This window comes from Rhizobium sp. P1_B8 (genome assembly GCF_056406515.1).
Genome location: NZ_JBFTZZ010000002.1, coordinates 266,383 through 282,674 on the forward strand (window position 1 = coordinate 266,383; position 16,292 = coordinate 282,674).

Annotated in this window: 15 protein-coding genes; 9 read left to right on the forward strand and 6 right to left on the reverse strand. The window is 61.7% G+C overall.

The genetic code is table 11. From position 1 onward, the window contains the following. Positions 1-5: 5 nt before the first annotated feature. Together AC1D2N_RS04995 and AC1D2N_RS05000 are read right to left on the reverse strand one after the other, a co-directional pair. Positions 6-569 (reverse strand): A24 family peptidase, encoded by a 564-nt coding sequence (locus AC1D2N_RS04995; RefSeq protein ID WP_018246153.1) that lies wholly within the window; start codon positions 567-569, stop codon positions 6-8. A 13-nt stretch (positions 570-582) separates the two neighbouring features. Then, positions 583-786, reverse strand: a complete 204-nt coding sequence (locus tag AC1D2N_RS05000; RefSeq protein WP_018246152.1) for a hypothetical protein — start codon at positions 784-786, stop codon at positions 583-585. Between the two features lie 406 nt (positions 787-1,192). On the opposite strand from AC1D2N_RS05000, the gene AC1D2N_RS05005 reads away from it, so the two are divergent. Continuing rightward, entirely contained in the window at positions 1,193-2,569 is a 1,377-nt protein-coding gene (locus AC1D2N_RS05005) for a TadA family conjugal transfer-associated ATPase (protein WP_112908753.1), read from the forward strand. Positions 2,570-2,591: 22 nt separating this feature from the next. Here the strand turns inward: AC1D2N_RS05005 and AC1D2N_RS05010 are convergent, their stop codons facing one another. Genes AC1D2N_RS05010 through AC1D2N_RS05025 form a run of 4 tightly spaced genes read right to left on the reverse strand, consistent with a single transcriptional unit; the run spans position 2,592 to position 7,628 of the window. Then, on the reverse strand, positions 2,592-3,137 hold the full coding sequence (locus AC1D2N_RS05010; RefSeq protein WP_130653861.1) for a sarcosine oxidase subunit gamma: 546 nt from the start codon (positions 3,135-3,137) through the stop codon (positions 2,592-2,594). Continuing rightward, entirely contained in the window at positions 3,130-6,087 is a 2,958-nt protein-coding gene (locus AC1D2N_RS05015; RefSeq protein WP_130653862.1) for a sarcosine oxidase subunit alpha family protein, read from the reverse strand. The genes AC1D2N_RS05010 and AC1D2N_RS05015 overlap by 8 nt, the downstream gene beginning before the upstream one ends. Continuing rightward, positions 6,084-6,365 carry a sarcosine oxidase subunit delta gene (locus AC1D2N_RS05020; protein ID WP_130653863.1) on the reverse strand — a complete coding sequence of 94 codons (282 nt, stop codon included), beginning with the start codon at positions 6,363-6,365 and terminating at the stop codon, positions 6,084-6,086. The genes AC1D2N_RS05015 and AC1D2N_RS05020 overlap by 4 nt, the downstream gene beginning before the upstream one ends. A gap of 12 nt (positions 6,366-6,377) precedes the next feature. After that, a complete protein-coding gene (locus AC1D2N_RS05025; RefSeq protein ID WP_047618074.1) occupies positions 6,378-7,628 on the reverse strand; it encodes a sarcosine oxidase subunit beta family protein in 1,251 nt (416 codons plus the stop codon). An 87-nt stretch (positions 7,629-7,715) separates the two neighbouring features. Here AC1D2N_RS05025 and AC1D2N_RS05030 point away from each other — a divergent pair, with 87 nt between their 5' ends. From AC1D2N_RS05030 to AC1D2N_RS05065, 8 genes are all read left to right on the forward strand, one after another. Continuing rightward, a complete protein-coding gene (locus AC1D2N_RS05030) occupies positions 7,716-8,675 on the forward strand; it encodes a GlxA family transcriptional regulator (RefSeq protein ID WP_028732535.1) in 960 nt (319 codons plus the stop codon). 79 nt (positions 8,676-8,754) lie between these two features. Next, the gene (locus AC1D2N_RS05035; RefSeq protein ID WP_018246144.1) at positions 8,755-9,438 is read left to right on the forward strand and encodes a helix-turn-helix domain-containing protein; all 684 of its coding nucleotides are present in this window, start codon (positions 8,755-8,757) and stop codon (positions 9,436-9,438) included. An 88-nt stretch (positions 9,439-9,526) separates the two neighbouring features. Continuing rightward, a complete protein-coding gene (locus tag AC1D2N_RS05040; RefSeq protein WP_112908747.1) occupies positions 9,527-10,435 on the forward strand; it encodes a class II glutamine amidotransferase in 909 nt (302 codons plus the stop codon). 38 nt (positions 10,436-10,473) lie between these two features. Beyond that, the gene (locus AC1D2N_RS05045) at positions 10,474-11,160 is read left to right on the forward strand and encodes a GltB/FmdC/FwdC-like GXGXG domain-containing protein (RefSeq protein ID WP_003548139.1); all 687 of its coding nucleotides are present in this window, start codon (positions 10,474-10,476) and stop codon (positions 11,158-11,160) included. Between the two features lie 14 nt (positions 11,161-11,174). After that, complete coding sequence (locus tag AC1D2N_RS05050; protein WP_003548137.1) at positions 11,175-12,503, forward strand: FMN-binding glutamate synthase family protein; 1,329 nt, start codon at positions 11,175-11,177, stop codon at positions 12,501-12,503. An 80-nt stretch (positions 12,504-12,583) separates the two neighbouring features. After that, on the forward strand, positions 12,584-13,891 hold the full coding sequence (gene glnT / locus AC1D2N_RS05055; RefSeq protein ID WP_018246142.1) for a type III glutamate--ammonia ligase: 1,308 nt from the start codon (positions 12,584-12,586) through the stop codon (positions 13,889-13,891). A 202-nt stretch (positions 13,892-14,093) separates the two neighbouring features. Next, complete coding sequence (gene purU, locus AC1D2N_RS05060; RefSeq protein WP_112908746.1) at positions 14,094-14,978, forward strand: formyltetrahydrofolate deformylase; 885 nt, start codon at positions 14,094-14,096, stop codon at positions 14,976-14,978. Positions 14,979-15,153: 175 nt separating this feature from the next. Continuing rightward, complete coding sequence (locus AC1D2N_RS05065; RefSeq protein ID WP_112908745.1) at positions 15,154-16,287, forward strand: aminomethyl transferase family protein; 1,134 nt, start codon at positions 15,154-15,156, stop codon at positions 16,285-16,287. The last annotated feature ends 5 nt before the right edge of the window (positions 16,288-16,292 follow it).

Genomic DNA, 16,292 nt, shown 5'->3' on the forward strand with positions numbered 1-16,292 from the left:
TGCCGTTACCTCACGAGTGAAAGAGGGGTGAAATCAGGCATGAAAAGGCACCAGAGAAGTCCGAGAGCAGCGGCAACGCCGAAGCGGACGGTATGATGGGTTTCGCGCGGCTTCAGCACCGAAGCGGCATCGCGAAAACCGGCGGGCAGAAGCAGGGCGAACAGTCCGACTGTTCGGGCTAGCACGCTCCACTGAACACGCCGCGCCATGGAGAAAACAGCGATCACGCCGCCGACCATGAGCGATGCAAGGGTGACGTCGATGGCGGGCCAGAGACCGAGAATGGCGCCCAGCGCCGCCATCAGCTTGACGTCGCCGCCGCCGCAGCTTCCGGCTGCGAAGGCGATGAAGAAGATCAGACCGGCTGCAAGGAGACCGGCAAAAGCCAGGCCGATCCCTGCCGGACCGCTTCCGATCGCGGCCAGCGCCAACCCGCCAAGCAAGCAGGGATAGGTGACGGCGTTCGGGATATGACCGTGGCGATGGTCGAGCACCGCCGCGGTCATGGTGCAGGCGACGGCAAGAGCCGCCGCTGCAGGCATGAGGGTCAGATCGTAGGTCATATCCATGACACTGATCCGCTTATTGGCCCGGCTCAGGAATTCTCTCGGCATCCGAGAGCGCCGTGTTCTTTTCGTTGAACCATTCGCCGATCTGTTTGCCGAATGCGAGCAGAAGCAGCATCAGCGGAATGACGATCAGGGCAACGGCCAGGACGATCTGGGCCATGTCGCCTCGTTCGTCCTTGTGAAGTGCAATTGCGAGAGTCTTGAGTTTTCCAAACATCTGCGTATTCCTCGTTCCTAGGTTTGTTTCGGATCGAAGACCTTGGCGAAGATTAAGCAAGCATACGCTATCGATCCGAACCAGCACGTTGCTCGTTCCAATGACATTTTCTGCTTTAGCTTATCTTCCCCGACGGCCAACGCTCGTTGAGCAACACCATTAAGACCCAAGAGTGCGCCCAAGGCCAGCCCTCCGTCAAGCAAACGAAACGAAGGGTTCCAATTGTCTTGGAGGCATCACCGGCACAATCGCAGTTGACGTCACATTTTTTTAACTAACCGCTTGAACAAGTTGCGATTTTAGCTGCGCGGGCTAAGTTTTCGTCAACCGCGCAGGGCATCGTCTACTGCTCCATAATTGGTCAATTCTTTCAAGGCGATAGAAGAAACGGCGTGTTGTGCCCATAATGACTGCCTTCGCGGGGCCTGGCCATGGCGTTGTTTGGCGATCTGGATTAAGCTTTCGTCAAATGGTGGGTATCGCCCGCCAGTCGATCCGGAGAGAAAACGATGGAAACGATGAGCAGCATCTTAATACTTGGATTGGTCCTCATTCCACTGATGATGTTCTTTCCAACCGCGGTTCAAATGATGGCGACACTATTCGGGATGAGCACGGTCCTGGTCGGGATGCCGCTCTGATGAAAGCCGTTTCCGACGACGCTGCCGAACAGGCAACCTTCCAGGTTCTGACCCGGGCGCTGGACAAGCTGCTCGGGCCGATCCGTTTTCTCCTCGATGATCCGAGCGTGTCCGAAATCCTGATCAACGGGACATCTGACATCTTCGTCGAAAGGCGAGGCAAGCTCGAACGCGCCGATACGCGCTTCGCCAGTCGTGAGGACCTGGAATCGGCCGCACGCAGCATCGCGCAGTTCTCAGGCAAGCGGCTGACGCCCGAGGAGCCGAGCATCGAGGCCCGTCTGCCGGATGGTTCGCGCGTACAGATGATCCAACCGCCGGCCGCCCGTACTGGGCTTTGCATCTCCATTCGCCGTTTCCTGAAAGAACATCGCAGCATCCGCGACCTCGTCACCCAGGGCAGCCTCACCGAGGAATCGCTGTCATTGCTGCAGGCGGCCGTCGGGCTACAGAAAAACGTCATCATCTCCGGCGGCACCGGCACCGGCAAGACGACGATGCTGAACGCGCTGTCGGAAGCCTTTGCCGACCACGAGCGCGTCATCGTCATCGAGGACACGTCCGAACTGCAGATCCGCAAGGAACACGTGGTCTATCTCGAAGTAACCAAGCCCGACCGTTTCGGTCGCGGCGGCGCCACCATCCGAGACCTGTTCCGCTCGTCGCTGCGCATGCGGCCCGACCGGATCATCGTCGGCGAGTGCCGCGGCGGCGAGGCGCTCGATATGATCCAGGCGATGACATCAGGCCACAGCGGCAGCCTTTCGACGGTGCATGCGAACACGCCCTATGATTCCCTGCACCGGCTGGAAACGCTGGCGCTGATGTCGGACATCGACATGCCGCTTCGGCCGCTGCGCGCCCAGATCGCCTCGGCGGTCGACGTCGTCGTGCAGATCGCCCGTTTCAAGCGCACCGGCCGGCGCCGGGTGATCGAGATTTCCGAGATCAAGGGTTTGAACAATGACGGCCAGTATATCGTAGAAAGCATCTACAAGCTCGAAGGCGACGGACATTCCAATCCCGATGGCGCACTGCTGTGGACCGGTGTCGTGCCAAGCTTTGCCGCCGATGCGATGGAAGAGCTTCAAGGCGCGGAGCGCCCCGAATGGGTCGGTGCCGCCGCGCCGCATACAGCTTAAAAGCGATCGAAACCCGGCTCTATCAGACGCTATCCTTTTCAGCGCTCGCCGCCATATGGGTGAGATCGTCCCACAGGCTTTCGGCAAAGCTGCGCAGCACCGTGAGCTCGAAGCTGTCATCGCCGGTGCGGACGATCTGAACCGAGAGATGACCGACCATCGTCATGGCCGAATGGCCCTCCGGAAAGACGGAAGGATCGAGATCAACGGCGGTCCCCCTTGAAAGAAGCGCCCGCGAAGAGCGGCCGGAAACGCCGATACGCACGCGTCCGTGGCTCTGGTCCATGACGTAGGCCTTTCCCACAAGCGCCGCGGCGAGAGCATCGAGGCTGGCCGGGACAAGCGGTTCGTCGCCGGCAACGAACCATTGGCGGAAGCCCGCCTCGCGGATCGAACTCTGAGCAAAGCCCGCCTTCACCAATTCCGCGGCGAGCGCGGCTGGCTCGATGGCGCCAAGCACATGCAGGAGATGGCCGTCCGGCAGGGCTGCCAGCCGGATGCCTGCCTCCGAGATGCCGTTATAGACCGTTCCGGCCAGAACCGGTTTATGTTGCGGAAGATCACGCATGGAGCTTCTCGTTTTCAGGATCGATGAAGACGGGATGGCAGAGCACCGCATCGGTGAATTCGTTGCGCAGGCCATTCCAGACCGTCACCTTTTCACCGATGCGCTCCGGCCCGCGCCTGACGAGCGCCAGGCCGATCGTATGGCCGAGCGTCGGTGAAAAGGCGCTTGACGTCACGTAGCCCTGGTCGTTTTCAAGCGTCGCCGCAACGCCGTCGGCAAGAATATGCGAGCCGGTGCGGAAGCCGGTCGCCGGATTAATCGGCTTGACACCGACAAGGCGCGGCCGCTCGGGGTCCTGCAGCCCTTCGCGGGCCAGCATTGCCCTGCCGATGAAATCCGGCTTGGTTGATGAAACCATGCGGCCGAAGCCGAGATCGCCTGGCGTTACCGTGCCGTTGATCTCGGCATGGGTGACATGACCCTTTTCGATGCGCATGACGCCGAGCGCTTCGGCGCCATAGGCGCAGATGCCATGTTTCTCGCCCGCCGCCATGATCGCATCGGCAACGCCTTGGCCATAGCCGGCCGGTACGGCCAGCTCGTAGGCGAGTTCGCCGGAGAAGGAGATCCGGAAGAGCCGGCCCTCGAGCCCGCTGCCGAAGAGCGAGACCTTGCGGGCAGTCATGAAGGGAAAGGCCGCATCCGATATGTCCCCGTCGACGATCTCCTGGAGAATGGCGCGCGACTTCGGCCCGGCGACGGCCATCTGCGCCCATTGATCCGTCGAGGAGGCGAAGCAGACGTCGAGATCCGGCCAGAGCGTCTGGGCACAGAATTCGAGGTGGGTCAGCACACCAGCGGCAAGTGCGGTCGTCGTGGTCATGAAGAAATGGTCGTCACTGAACCGGCTGGTGGTGCCGTCATCGTAGATGAAGCCGTCCTCACGCAGCATGATGCCGTAGCGCGCCTTGCCGACGGCGAGCTTGGCGAAGCCGTTGCAATAGATGCGATCGAGGAAGGTCGCGGCATCCCTACCGAAGATTTCGATCTTGCCGAGGGTCGAGACGTCGCAAAGGCCGGCATTCTTCCGGATGTTCAACACCTCGCGGTCGACGCTTTCGCGCCATGTCGTCTCGCCGGGGCGCGGGAACCAGGATGAACGGTACCACAGGCCGGTTTCGACGAAGACCGCACCGTTCTTCTCAGCCCAGCCATGCAGCGGCGACTTGCGCGCCGGCTGGAATTGTTTGGCGCGCGACGCCCCGGTCAAGGCGCCGAAGGAAACCGGTGTGTAGAAGGGCCGGAAGGTCGTCGTTCCCACCTCGGCGGGAGACACGCCGCGCGCCTCGGCGAGAATGCCGATGGCGTTGATGTTGGAAAGCTTGCCCTGATCGGTCGCCATGCCGCTTGTGGTGTAACGCTTGGCGAGCTCGACATGGCCGTAGCCTTCGCGGACGGCGAGACCCAAATCCTTGAGATGCACGTCGTTCTGATAATCGACGAAAGCCTTGCCCTTCGAGCCCTTGATCGACCAGAGCGGCTTTGCCTGTGCAGCCGTCTCGGACGCCGGAGCGAAGGCCGGCTCCGCCGCTGCGAAACCGATCGCCTTCAACGCGGCAGCTGCCTTTGCGGCGCCATCCCCGAGGCAGGTCGCGGTTTGCACCATGCCGGCGGCCGCGCCGGCAACGGTCAGACCTTCCTGCTGGACAGGCGCCAGAAACGCCGAGGCCTCGTTCGACCATTGCGGTTTTGCACCGCGATGGCAGGCAAGATGAATGATCGGGCTCCAGCCGCCCGACATGGCAAGCGCATCCGCTTCGATCCGACGGATCCCGCCTGCTGCCTCGACACTGACGCCGCGCAGGCGCTTGCCGCCAAACGCATCGATAACCCTGGCGCCCTTCAGCACTTCGGCGCGACCCTGCCAGCTCTCGGCCGCATCCCCTCGGCTGTCGATGATCGCCGCGACCTCAAGACCGGAGGCTTCAAGATCGGCAGCGGTGCGATACCCGGCATCGTTGGTGGTGAAGATGACAGTGCTTCTGCCGGGCGCGACCGCCTGCCGGTTGAGATAGCTGCGCATGGCGCCTGCCATCATCACACCGGGAATATCGTTGCCGCCGAAGACGAGCGGCCGCTCTTCGGCGCCGGTCGCAAGGATCGCCTGGCGGGCGACGATGCGCCACAATCTTTCGACCGGACGATCAGGATCGGGTATCGCCACATGCTTCTGCACCCGTTCGACCGCGCCGAAGACATTGTCGTCGTACCAGCCGAATACCGTCATGCGCGGCAGGCGGCGTACGTTCTCCAGGCTCGCCAGCTCGGCAAGCAGCTCTCCGAGAAGCGCGTCGGCCGGCTTGCCGTCAACAGTGCCGCGGTCGGAAAGCAGGCTGCCTCCGAGTTCGGCTCCCTCATCGGCGAGGATGACGCGCGCCCCGGCGCGGCCGGCGGTCAGCGCTGCGGCTAGACCAGCAGGGCCAGCGCCGATCACCAGCAGATCGCAATGCGCCCAGGATTTCTCATAGGTGTCGGGATCGGCCTCGTAGGAGGCCCTGCCGAGGCCTGCCGCCTTGCGGATCACCGGCTCGTAGAGCTTTTCCCAAAGCGCCGCCGGCCACATGAAGGTCTTGTAGTAGAAACCGGCGCTGAGGAAGGGCGAGAGCAGCCCGTTGACGGCGCCGACATCGAAGCCGAGCGAGGGCCAGCGGTTCTGGCTCTTTGCCGTCAGCCCCCCGTAAAGCTCGATCATCGTCGCGCGCGTATTCGGTTCGGTGCGCCCGCCGCTGCCTGTCGTCACCAGCGCGTTCGGTTCGGCGGCCCCCGCCGTCAGGATACCGCGCGGGCGGTGATATTTGAAGCTGCGGCCGACGAGCTGGACACCGTTGGCAAGCAGCGCCGAGGCGAGTGTGTCGCCCGGATGGCCTTCGAGCGGCCTGCCGTCGAAGGTGAAGCCGAGTTTTGTGGCGCGCTCGATCCGGCCGCCAGAGGAAAGACGGAAGCTCGTCATGCCGGTTCTCCGCCGAGCTTGGAAAGGGCTGCATCCCTGACGCCGTTGACCGCATGGGTGACGGTATCGCGTTCGACGATCAGCCAGCGGCGGCATCCGGAAGAGTGGTGCCAGTATTCGCTGTGCCGCCCCCTCGGATTGTCACGCAGATAGACATAATCGAACCAGGCCTCCGCACCGGCATCCGGCGCCGGCCTGATAAGGCCGGCATCGCCGCGGATCGAAAATTCCTCCTTGGGTCGGGCGCCGCAATGGGGACAGGAAATCAGGCTTGCCATCGTCGAAAGTCCTCAGTGCAGATTGGGCTGGGCGCCGACGCCCTTTTCGTCGATCGGGTAGCCGCGCGCGAAGCGGTCGAGCCGGAAGGCGCGGGCGGTCTGATGCGGCGCATTGCGGGCAATCAGGTGGGCGTAGCAGAAGCCGGAGGCGGGCGTGGCCTTGAAGCCGCCATAACACCAGCCGGTGTTGAGATAGAGATTGTCGATATGGGTGCGGTCGATGATCGGCGAGCCGTCCATGCTCATATCCATGACGCCACCCCAGGAGCGCAGATACCGCACGCGCGACAAGGAAGGGATCATTGCAAGCCCGGCTTCGGCGACATGTTCGACCGAAGCGAGATTGCCGCGCTGGGCATAGGAATTGTAGCCGTCGATATCGCCGCCGAAGACGAGGCCGCCCTTGTCCGACTGGGACACGTAAAAATGCCCGGCGCCGAAGGTGACGACTGTGTCGATGAACGGCTTCAGCCCTTCGGAAACGAAGGCCTGCAGCACATGGCTTTCAATCGGCAGCCGCAGGCCGGCCATGTCGGCGACGACGGTGGAGTTGCCGGCTGCCGCAAGCGCCAGCTTGCCGCAGCCGATGAAGCCCTTGCTGGTCTCGACGCCGGTCACCTGGCCGTTTTCGCTGCGGATGCCGGTCACCTCGCACTGGGTGATGATATCGACGCCGCGTTGATCGGCGCCGCGCGCATAACCCCAGGCGACCGCATCGTGGCGCACCGTGCCGCCGCGCGGGTGGAACAGGCCGCCCATAATGGGGAAACGGGCATTGTCGAAATCGAGGAAGGGCAATTTCTGGCGCACCGCCTGCCTGTCGAGAAGCTCGGCGTCGACGCCGTGCAGCCGCATGGCGTTGCCGCGGCGCGTATAGGCGTCGCGCTGGGCGTCGGAATGGAAGAGGTTGAGCACGCCGCGCTGCGAGACCATGGCGTTGAAGTTGAAGTCCTGCTCCAGTCCTTCCCAAAGCTTCATCGACAGCTCGTAGAAGGGATTATTGCCCGGCAGCAGATAGTTCGAACGGATGATCGTCGTGTTCCTGCCGATATTGCCGGAGCCGAGATAGCCCTTTTCGAGGACGGCGACATTGGTGACGCCGAATTCCTTGGCAAGATAATAGGCGGTGGCAAGACCATGGCCGCCGCCACCGACGATGATGACGTCGTAATGCGGCTTTGGCGCCGGGTCGCGCCAGGCAGGCGCCCAGCTTTTGTTGCCGCGAAGGCCGTTCAGGAAAATCGAAAGAGCGGAATAGCGCATGGGTCACCCCGGAAAAAACACGTCCATGATGCCAGAAAGAGGAGCGCTGACTTGCACAATAGGGACATCAATCGCTAAGAAAGAGACATGTCCTCACTTGATAGCAGAAATGCCCAGACGATCGGCTTCATCCTTATCCCGGGATTCGCGCTGATGTCCTATGCCTCGGCGACCGAGCCGCTGCGGGCGGCAAATCTCTTGGCCGGACGTGAGATCTATCGGCTGCAGATCTTCTCGCCCGATGGCGCGCCGGCGCTTTCCTCCTCGGGCGTCAGCGTCCCCGCCGAACCTCTGCCCGTCAGGGGCGGGGGGCTCGGAACGGCCTTCGTCTGCGCCGGCGGGTTGCCCCGCGACTGGCGGTATCCCGGCGTACTTGCCTGCTTGCGGCAGCTGTCGCGCGAAGGTGTGAGGATCGGCGGCATCTCGGGCGGCCCCTATCTGATGGCCGCTGCCGGTCTGCTTGGCGGCCGCGATTTCACCATCCACTGGGAGCATGCCGCAGCCCTTCTTGAAGCCTTCCCGGACCTCACGCCGCGCCAGGCGCGCTTCATGATCGACGGCAACCGGATTACCTGCGGCGGCGGCATCGCACCGCTCGACATGATGCATGTGCTGATCGCCGAGCGCATGGGGCCGGATTTCGCCCGCCGCGTCAGCGACTGGTATCTTCATACAGAGGTCAACGAACCCGCCGCACCCCAGCGCGCCTCGCTGGCGGAGCGTTATGGCGTTTATCATCCCGGTCTGCTCAGCGTTCTCGAGCGGATGGAGGAGACGATCGAGATGCCGCTCGAGCGTGCCGCCATGGCGCGCATCGCCGGCGTCACCACCCGCCATCTCGACCGGCTCTTTGCGGCCCAGCTCAATACCACCTTCCTCGATCAATACCGCAGGATCAGGCTGCAGCATGCCCATCGTCTGCTGAAACAGAGCCCGCTTTCCGTCTCGGAAATCGCGGTGGCTACCGGTTTTTCCAGTCTGAGCCATTTTTCCCGGATGTTCCGGGCCCTCTACGGCATCGCTCCGCGCGAGGCGCGGCGGGAATAGGTTTTCTTCACGGTTGAGAAATTTTCACTATGACGATAGGGTTGTCTTGGACAAAAGAAAAGGCGGCAGTGGAAAACCCATGAAATCCAACCGTAAAGCGGCAGAGCAACCGGAACAGGCGCCTAGCGGACGCGCTCCCTTTTCCCAGGACCCGCACGCCGTTCGCGAGCCGAAGGAAAACAACCTCGAAATGGCGATCGGCCATGAGGTGCGCGCCTACCGCAAGAAACTCGGCATCACGGTCACCGATCTGGCGGCCGCCACCGGCATTTCACTCGGCATGCTGTCGAAGATCGAGAACGGCAACATCTCGCCGTCGTTGACGACGCTGCAATCACTGTCGCGGGCGCTCGGCGTACCGCTGACTGCCTTTTTTCGCCGCTATGAGGAACCGCGCAATGCCGTCTTCGTCAAGGCGGGGCAGGGCATCGAGCTCGAACGGCGCGGCACGCGCGCCGGCCATCAATATAATCTGCTCGGCCATATCGACAACAATACCAGCGGCGTCATTGTCGAGCCCTATCTCATCACACTGACGGCCGATTCCGACACCTTCCCGACCTTTCAGCACGAGGGCATGGAATTTCTCTACATGCTGGAAGGCGTGGTCGTTTACCGCCATGGCGACCAGCTTTTCCAGATGGAGCCGGGCGACAGCCTGTTCTTCGATGCCGATGCACCGCATGGGCCGGAGCAGCTGGTGAAACTGCCTAGCAAGTACCTTTCGATCATCACCTATCCTCAGCGGAGCTCGAAAGGCTGACTTGCCTTAAAAGAAAAAATCTTTCTTCCGAGTTGAAATCCCAAAACAGACCTGCTAGTCCTTTCTCAACACGAACGGAGGTCTGGTCATGTGCGGAATTGTGGGTCTCTTCCTCAAGGATAAAAGTCTCGAACCGGAGCTCGGCGCGCTCCTGTCGTCCATGCTGGTGACGATGACGGATCGGGGGCCGGACAGCGCCGGTATCGCGATCTATGGCGACGCCAGCGGCAACAATGCCAAGATCACCATCCAGTCGGCCAATCCGAAGAAGGATTTCGCCGGCCTCGAGGCCGAACTCGGCCAGGCGGTTAGCGCACCGGTCGCCATCCAGGTGAAAAGCACGCATGCCGTCATCACGCTTGCGAAGGATCTGCTCGACGCGGGCAAGGCAGCCGTTGCGGAACTGCGTCCGAACGTTCGCATCATGAGCAGCGGCGACGCCATCGAGATCTATAAGGAAACCGGCCTGCCGAAGGATGTCGTCTCCCGCTTCGCGGTCAATTCAATGGCCGGCACCCACGGCATCGGCCATACCCGCATGGCGACGGAATCGGCCGTCACGACGCTCGGCGCCCATCCTTTTTCCACCGGCTCCGACCAATGCCTGGTGCATAATGGCTCGCTCTCGAACCACAACAATCTGCGCCGCGAGCTGAAGCGCGAAGGCATGACCTTCGAAACGGAAAACGACACCGAGGTCGCCGCCGCCTATCTGACGGCAGAGATGGCCAAGGGCAAGAATCTCGGCCAGGCGCTGGAAGGCGCGGTGGATGATCTCGACGGCTTCTTCACCTTCGTCGTCGGTACGAAGTCCGGCTTCGGCGTCGTGCGCGACGCAATTGCCTGCAAGCCCGCTGTCATGGCCGAAACGGACCAGTATGTCGCATTCGGTTCGGAATACCGGGCGCTCGTCAATCTGCCCGGCATCGAGAATGCCCGGGTCTGGGAGCCGGAGCCTGCAACCGTCTATTTCTGGGATCACCAGAAGGTCGCTTGACCGGCGCCTCATGCGTATTCTCCAAGGGTTATTGAAACATGCCTGTCATTGATCTTGCCACTACGCCGTTACGCGAACTCAACAGCGCCCTGCACAACATCCAGAACGGATCGAACGATCTTTCCTTCGAAGTCGTCAATCCGCGTGGCAGCCATTCGGTTGCCGTCGGCATCGATGCGCCGGTCACGGTCGACGTGAAGGGGTCCGTCGGCTATTATTGCGCCGGCATGAACGACGGCGGGACCGTCACCGTTCACGGTTCGGCAGGTCCGGGTGTTGCGGAAAACATGATGTCTGGAACAGTCGTCATCGAAGGCGATGCCAGCCAGTATGCCGGCGCAACCGGCCGCGGCGGCCTCCTTGTCATCAAGGGCAATGCGGCGTCACGCTGCGGCATCTCGATGAAGGGCATCGACATCGTCGTTCATGGCAATATCGGCCACATGTCCGCCTTCATGGGCCAGTCCGGCCACCTCGTGGTGCTCGGCGATGCCGGCGATGCGCTTGGGGATTCGCTCTACGAGGCGAAGCTCTTCGTGCGCGGTTCGGTCAAGAGCCTGGGTGCCGATTGCATCGAAAAGGAGCTGCGTCCGGAGCATCTGACGAAGCTGGCCGAACTTCTCGAAAAGGCGGGCGTGACCGAAGTGAGGCCCGAGGAATTCAAGCGTTACGGCTCCGCCCGCAAGCTTTACAATTTCAATATCGACAACGCTGACGCATATTAAGGCGAGGGACCATCATGAGCTATCACAACCCCTATACCCCGCCGCGCAAGTCCGCGACCTTCGACGATTACACGCTGGCGGAAATCCGCCGAGCTGCGGCGACCGGCATTTACGACATCCGTGGCGCCGGCACCAAACGGAAGGTTCCGCATTTCGATGACCTGCTGTTTCTCGGCGCATCGATCTCGCGCTATCCGCTCGAAGGCTACCGTGAGAAGTGCGACACGTCGGTCGTCCTCGGCGCGCGCTTTGCCAAAAAGCCCATTCACCTGAAGACGCCGATCACCATTGCCGGCATGAGCTTCGGCGCCCTGTCCGGCAATGCCAAGGAAGCGCTCGGACGCGGCGCGACGATTGCCGGAACCTCCACCACGACAGGCGACGGCGGGATGACCGATGAAGAGCGCGGCCATTCACAGACGTTGGTCTACCAGTATCTGCCGTCGCGATACGGCATGAATCCCAAGGACCTGCGTCGCGCCGATGCGATCGAAGTGGTTGTCGGTCAAGGCGCAAAGCCCGGCGGCGGCGGCATGCTGCTCGGCCAGAAGATCTCCGATCGCGTCGCCAACATGCGTAATCTGCCGAAGGGCATCGACCAGCGCTCGGCCTGCCGCCATCCGGATTGGACTGGCCCGGACGACCTCGAAATCAAGATCCTGGAACTGCGCGAGATCACCGACTGGGAAAAGCCGATCTATGTGAAGGTCGGCGGCGCGCGTCCCTATTACGACACAGCGCTGGCCGTGAAGGCCGGGGCCGACGTGGTGGTGCTCGATGGCATGCAGGGCGGAACCGCGGCGACCCAGGATGTGTTCATCGAGAATGTCGGCATGCCGACGCTCGCCTGCATCCGCCCCGCGGTCCAGGCGCTGCAGGATCTCGGCATGCATCGCAAGGTGCAATTGATCATCTCGGGCGGCATCCGTTCGGGCGCCGACGTGGCGAAGGCACTGGCGCTGGGTGCCGATGCCGTTGCTATCGGCACGGCGGCGCTCGTTGCGATCGGCGACAACGATCCGCACTGGGAAGAAGAATACCAAAAGCTCGGCACGACGGCCGGCGCCTATGACGACTGGCACGAGGGCAAAGACCCGGCCGGCATCACGACGCAGGATCCGGAACTGATGAAGCGGCTTGATCCAATCGCCGCCGGCCGCCGTCTCGCCAACTATCTGAAGGTTATGACGCTGGAAGCCCAGACCATTGCGCGCGCCTGCGGCAAGAACCACCTGCACAACCTGGAACCGGAAGATCTTTGCGCCCTGACGATGGAGGCGGCCGCCATGGCCCAGATCCCGCTCGCCGGCACAAACTGGTATCCCGGCAAGGGAGGCTACTGATTTCTACCGGCCGGGCAAACGTCCCGGCCGTCTCGCATCCATAACCAAAGTGTCTCCAAGAAATCCAAAGGGGAACGAGAATGACACTGGACCTTGCTGCTTTTGCCAGAGACAAAGGCATCAAATATTTCATGATCAGCTATACCGACCTGTTCGGCGGCCAACGCGCCAAGCTGGTCCCCGCAGAAGCCATCGCCGATATGCAGAAAGATGGCGCCGGCTTCGCGGGCTTCGCGACCTGGCTCGATTTGACGCCTGCCCATCCCGACCTGTTCGCGGTTCCCGATGCCTCCTCGGTCATCCAACTACCCTGGAAGAAAGATGTCGCATGGGTTGCCGCCGACTGCGTCATGGACGATAAGCCTGTCGAACAGGCACCGCGTGTGCTGCTGAAAAGACTGGTCGCTGAAGCTGCGAAAGAAGGGCTCCGGGTGAAAACCGGCGTGGAGCCCGAGTTCTTTCTCATCTCTTCTGACGGCTCGGTGATTTCAGACCAGTTCGATACAGCCGAGAAGCCTTGCTACGACCAGCAGGCCGTGATGCGTCGCTATGATGTCATCGCCGAGATTTGCGACTACATGCTCGAGCTCGGCTGGAAGCCCTATCAGAACGACCACGAGGACGCGAATGGCCAGTTCGAGATGAACTGGGAATATGACGACGCTCTTCAGACGGCAGACAAGCACTCTTTCTTCAAGTTCATGGTCAAGTCGGTCGCCGAAAAACACGGCCTTCGCGCCACCTTCATGCCGAAGCCCTTCAAAGGCCTGACCGGAAACGGCTGCCATGCCCACATCTCGGTCTGGGACATCGATGGCAAGGTAAACGCCTTCGCGGACAAGGAAATGGCCTTTGGGCTTTCCGCTCAGGGGAAAACCTTTCTCGGCGGCATCATGAAACACGCCTCCGCGCTTGCCGCGATCACCAATCCGACGGTCAATTCCTACAAGCGCATCAACGCGCCGCGCACGACATCGGGCGCGACCTGGTCGCCGAACACCGTGACCTGGACGGGCAATAACCGCACCCACATGGTGCGCGTGCCGGGACCGGGACGTTTCGAATTGCGCCTGCCGGACGGTGCGGTCAACCCGTACCTGCTGCAGGCGATCATCATCGCCGCCGGCCTCGACGGCATCCGCAGCCAGGCCGATCCCGGCCGGCACTACGATATCGACATGTATGCCGAGGGGCATCTGGTGAAGGACGCGCCGCGCCTGCCGCTCAACCTGCTCGACGCGCTGCGTGCCTATGATGCCGACGAAGGCTTGAAGGAGGCGATCGGGGCCGAGTTTTCCGCCGCCTATCTCAAGCTCAAGCATCAGGAATGGAATGCCTATTGCTCGCATTTCACCCAGTGGGAACGCGACAGCACGCTCGACATCTGAGTGGTTGGATGCCTCTGGCGCATACCTCCCGAAAACCGGAATCGATTTTCGGAAAGGATTATGCGCCGATTCAAAGTGATAGAGCGTCCTTGGCGCGTCTGACAAGACGCGCGGCGCTCTATTTACACGCTGACGCGCCGGGGCGGACAGGCTTCGGCGCGATCGGACCTTCTGCACTTGATATGGCGAAGAAAGTGACAGCATGAAGAACTTCGTACTCACCGTATCCTGCAAATCGACACGTGGCATCGTCGCGGCGATTTCGAGCTATCTGGCCGACAAGGGCTGCAACATCATCGACAGCTCGCAGTTCGACGATCTCGATACCGGAAAGTTCTTTATGCGGGTGAGCTTCATTTCGGAAGAGGGGCTTTCGGGTGCGGATATCGAGGCCGGCTTTGCTGCCGTCGCCGCTCCTTTCGAAATGGATTACGATTTTCACGACAGCGAGAAGCGCATGAAGGTGCTCTTGATGGTGTCGCGCTTCGGCCATTGCCTCAACGACCTGCTTTACCGCTGGAAGATCGGCGCACTGCCGATCGATATCGTCGGCGTCGTCTCCAACCATTTCGACTACCAGAAGGTCGTGGTCAACCATGACATCCCCTTCCACCATATTCCCGTCACCAAGGCCAACAAGGTGCAGGCCGAGGCCCATATCATGGAGGTGGCCGAGCAGACCGGCACGGAGCTGATCGTGCTGGCACGCTACATGCAGATCCTGTCGGACGAGATGTGCCAGAAGATGTCCGGACGGATCATCAACATCCACCATTCCTTCCTGCCGAGCTTCAAGGGCGCCAATCCTTATAAGCAGGCCTACGGCCGCGGCGTGAAGCTGATCGGGGCGACGGCGCATTACGTCACCGCCGATCTCGACGAAGGCCCGATCATCGAGCAGGACACGGCACGGATCACCCATGCGCAGTCGCCCGACGACTACGTCTCGATCGGCCGCGACGTCGAAAGCCAGGTGCTGGCCCGCGCCATCCACGCTCACATCCATCACCGCACCTTCATCAACGGCAACCGCACCGTGGTCTTTCCGGCAAGCCCCGGCAGCTACGCCTCCGAACGCATGGGTTAAAGACGGGTTGGGGGACGGCAAAAGCGTAGCCGCATCCGTCATTCATTTGGTGAGGGTTGCAGCAAGTGCCGCCGAAAGTTTTGGGAAATGCATGCCGGGCGGGCTTGCCACGGCGCGAAAGACTTATATACTCAGGAAATAAATATTCCGTAGAGGAAACAAAAGGGAACGGACAATGGCTTTATCATGGCGTTTCTCCGTCTTGGCGGATCGGCATCGCGCTCTGGGATCGAAGCTCGAGGACTGGAGCGGCATGGGCACCGCCTGGACCTACGACAAGGACATGTCGGAAGAGCATGTCGCCGTCCGAACCAAGGCCGGCATCATGGATGTCTCGGGCCTGAAGAAGGTGCACCTGGTCGGCCCGCACGCCATCGCCGTGCTTGACTCCATCACCACCCGCGACCTGACGAAGATCTACCCCGGCCGGTCGGTCTACGCGACCATGCTGAACGACCGCGGCCACTTCACCGACGACTGCATCGTCTATCGCACCGGCCCGAATGCCTGGATGTTGGTGCATGGCTCAGGCTCCGGTCACGAGGAGGTCGTCAAGCAGGCGGCGGGCCGCAATTGCGCCGTCCTCTTCGACGACGACCTGCACGACCTGTCGCTGCAGGGCCCGCTCGCGGTCGACTATCTCGCCAAATATGTGCCTGGCATCCGCGACCTCAAATATTTCCACCACATGCAGACGACGCTGTTCGGCGCACCGGTGATGATCTCGCGCACCGGCTATACCGGCGAACGCGGCTACGAAATCTTCGTGCGCGGCCAGGACGCCGTCATGGTCTGGGACCGGATCGTCGAGGAAGGCAAGGAGATGGGCATCATCCCCTGCTGCTTCTCCGTGCTCGACATGCTGCGCGTCGAAAGCTACCTGCTCTTCTACCCCTATGACAATTCGCAGATGTATCCCTTCGCCGATCAGCCGCCCGGGGACAGCCTCTGGGAACTCGGCCTCGACTTTACCGTCAGCCCCGGCAAGACGGGCTTCCGTGGCGCCGAGGAACATGCTCGCCTGAAGGGCAAGGAGCGCTTCAAGATCTTTGGCATGCTGATCGATGCCGATGGACCGGCCGATCTCGGCGACGAAGTCTTTGCCGACGGCAAAAAGGTCGGCGTCATTACCTGCCCGAGCTATTCGTCGCTGACGAAGAAATCCATGGCGATTGCCCGTCTGGACGTTGACAAGGCGGTGCATGGGACGAAACTCGAAGTCCGCGGCAAGACCGTGATGGCAGGCGCCACCGCCCACACGCTTCCTTTCGACGATCCGGAGAAGAAGAAGAGGACCGCCGTAGGTTAAGGAGC

Bases quoted from the DNA above. Each gene is read 5' to 3' on its own strand.
- AC1D2N_RS04995 (WP_018246153.1), bottom strand. From the start codon at position 569: ATGGATATGACCTACGATCTGACCCTCATGCCTGCAGCGGCGGCTCTT.
- AC1D2N_RS05000 (WP_018246152.1), bottom strand. From the start codon at position 786: ATGTTTGGAAAACTCAAGACTCTCGCAATTGCACTTCACAAGGACGAA.
- AC1D2N_RS05005 (WP_112908753.1), top strand. From the start codon at position 1,193: ATGACTGCCTTCGCGGGGCCTGGCCATGGCGTTGTTTGGCGATCTGGA.
- AC1D2N_RS05010 (WP_130653861.1), bottom strand. From the start codon at position 3,137: ATGCGTGATCTTCCGCAACATAAACCGGTTCTGGCCGGAACGGTCTAT.
- AC1D2N_RS05015 (WP_130653862.1), bottom strand. From the start codon at position 6,087: ATGACGAGCTTCCGTCTTTCCTCTGGCGGCCGGATCGAGCGCGCCACA.
- AC1D2N_RS05020 (WP_130653863.1), bottom strand. From the start codon at position 6,365: ATGGCAAGCCTGATTTCCTGTCCCCATTGCGGCGCCCGACCCAAGGAG.
- AC1D2N_RS05025 (WP_047618074.1), bottom strand. From the start codon at position 7,628: ATGCGCTATTCCGCTCTTTCGATTTTCCTGAACGGCCTTCGCGGCAAC.
- AC1D2N_RS05030 (WP_028732535.1), top strand. From the start codon at position 7,716: ATGTCCTCACTTGATAGCAGAAATGCCCAGACGATCGGCTTCATCCTT.
- AC1D2N_RS05035 (WP_018246144.1), top strand. From the start codon at position 8,755: ATGAAATCCAACCGTAAAGCGGCAGAGCAACCGGAACAGGCGCCTAGC.
- AC1D2N_RS05040 (WP_112908747.1), top strand. From the start codon at position 9,527: ATGTGCGGAATTGTGGGTCTCTTCCTCAAGGATAAAAGTCTCGAACCG.
- AC1D2N_RS05045 (WP_003548139.1), top strand. From the start codon at position 10,474: ATGCCTGTCATTGATCTTGCCACTACGCCGTTACGCGAACTCAACAGC.
- AC1D2N_RS05050 (WP_003548137.1), top strand. From the start codon at position 11,175: ATGAGCTATCACAACCCCTATACCCCGCCGCGCAAGTCCGCGACCTTC.
- glnT (WP_018246142.1), top strand. From the start codon at position 12,584: ATGACACTGGACCTTGCTGCTTTTGCCAGAGACAAAGGCATCAAATAT.
- purU (WP_112908746.1), top strand. From the start codon at position 14,094: ATGAAGAACTTCGTACTCACCGTATCCTGCAAATCGACACGTGGCATC.
- AC1D2N_RS05065 (WP_112908745.1), top strand. From the start codon at position 15,154: ATGGCTTTATCATGGCGTTTCTCCGTCTTGGCGGATCGGCATCGCGCT.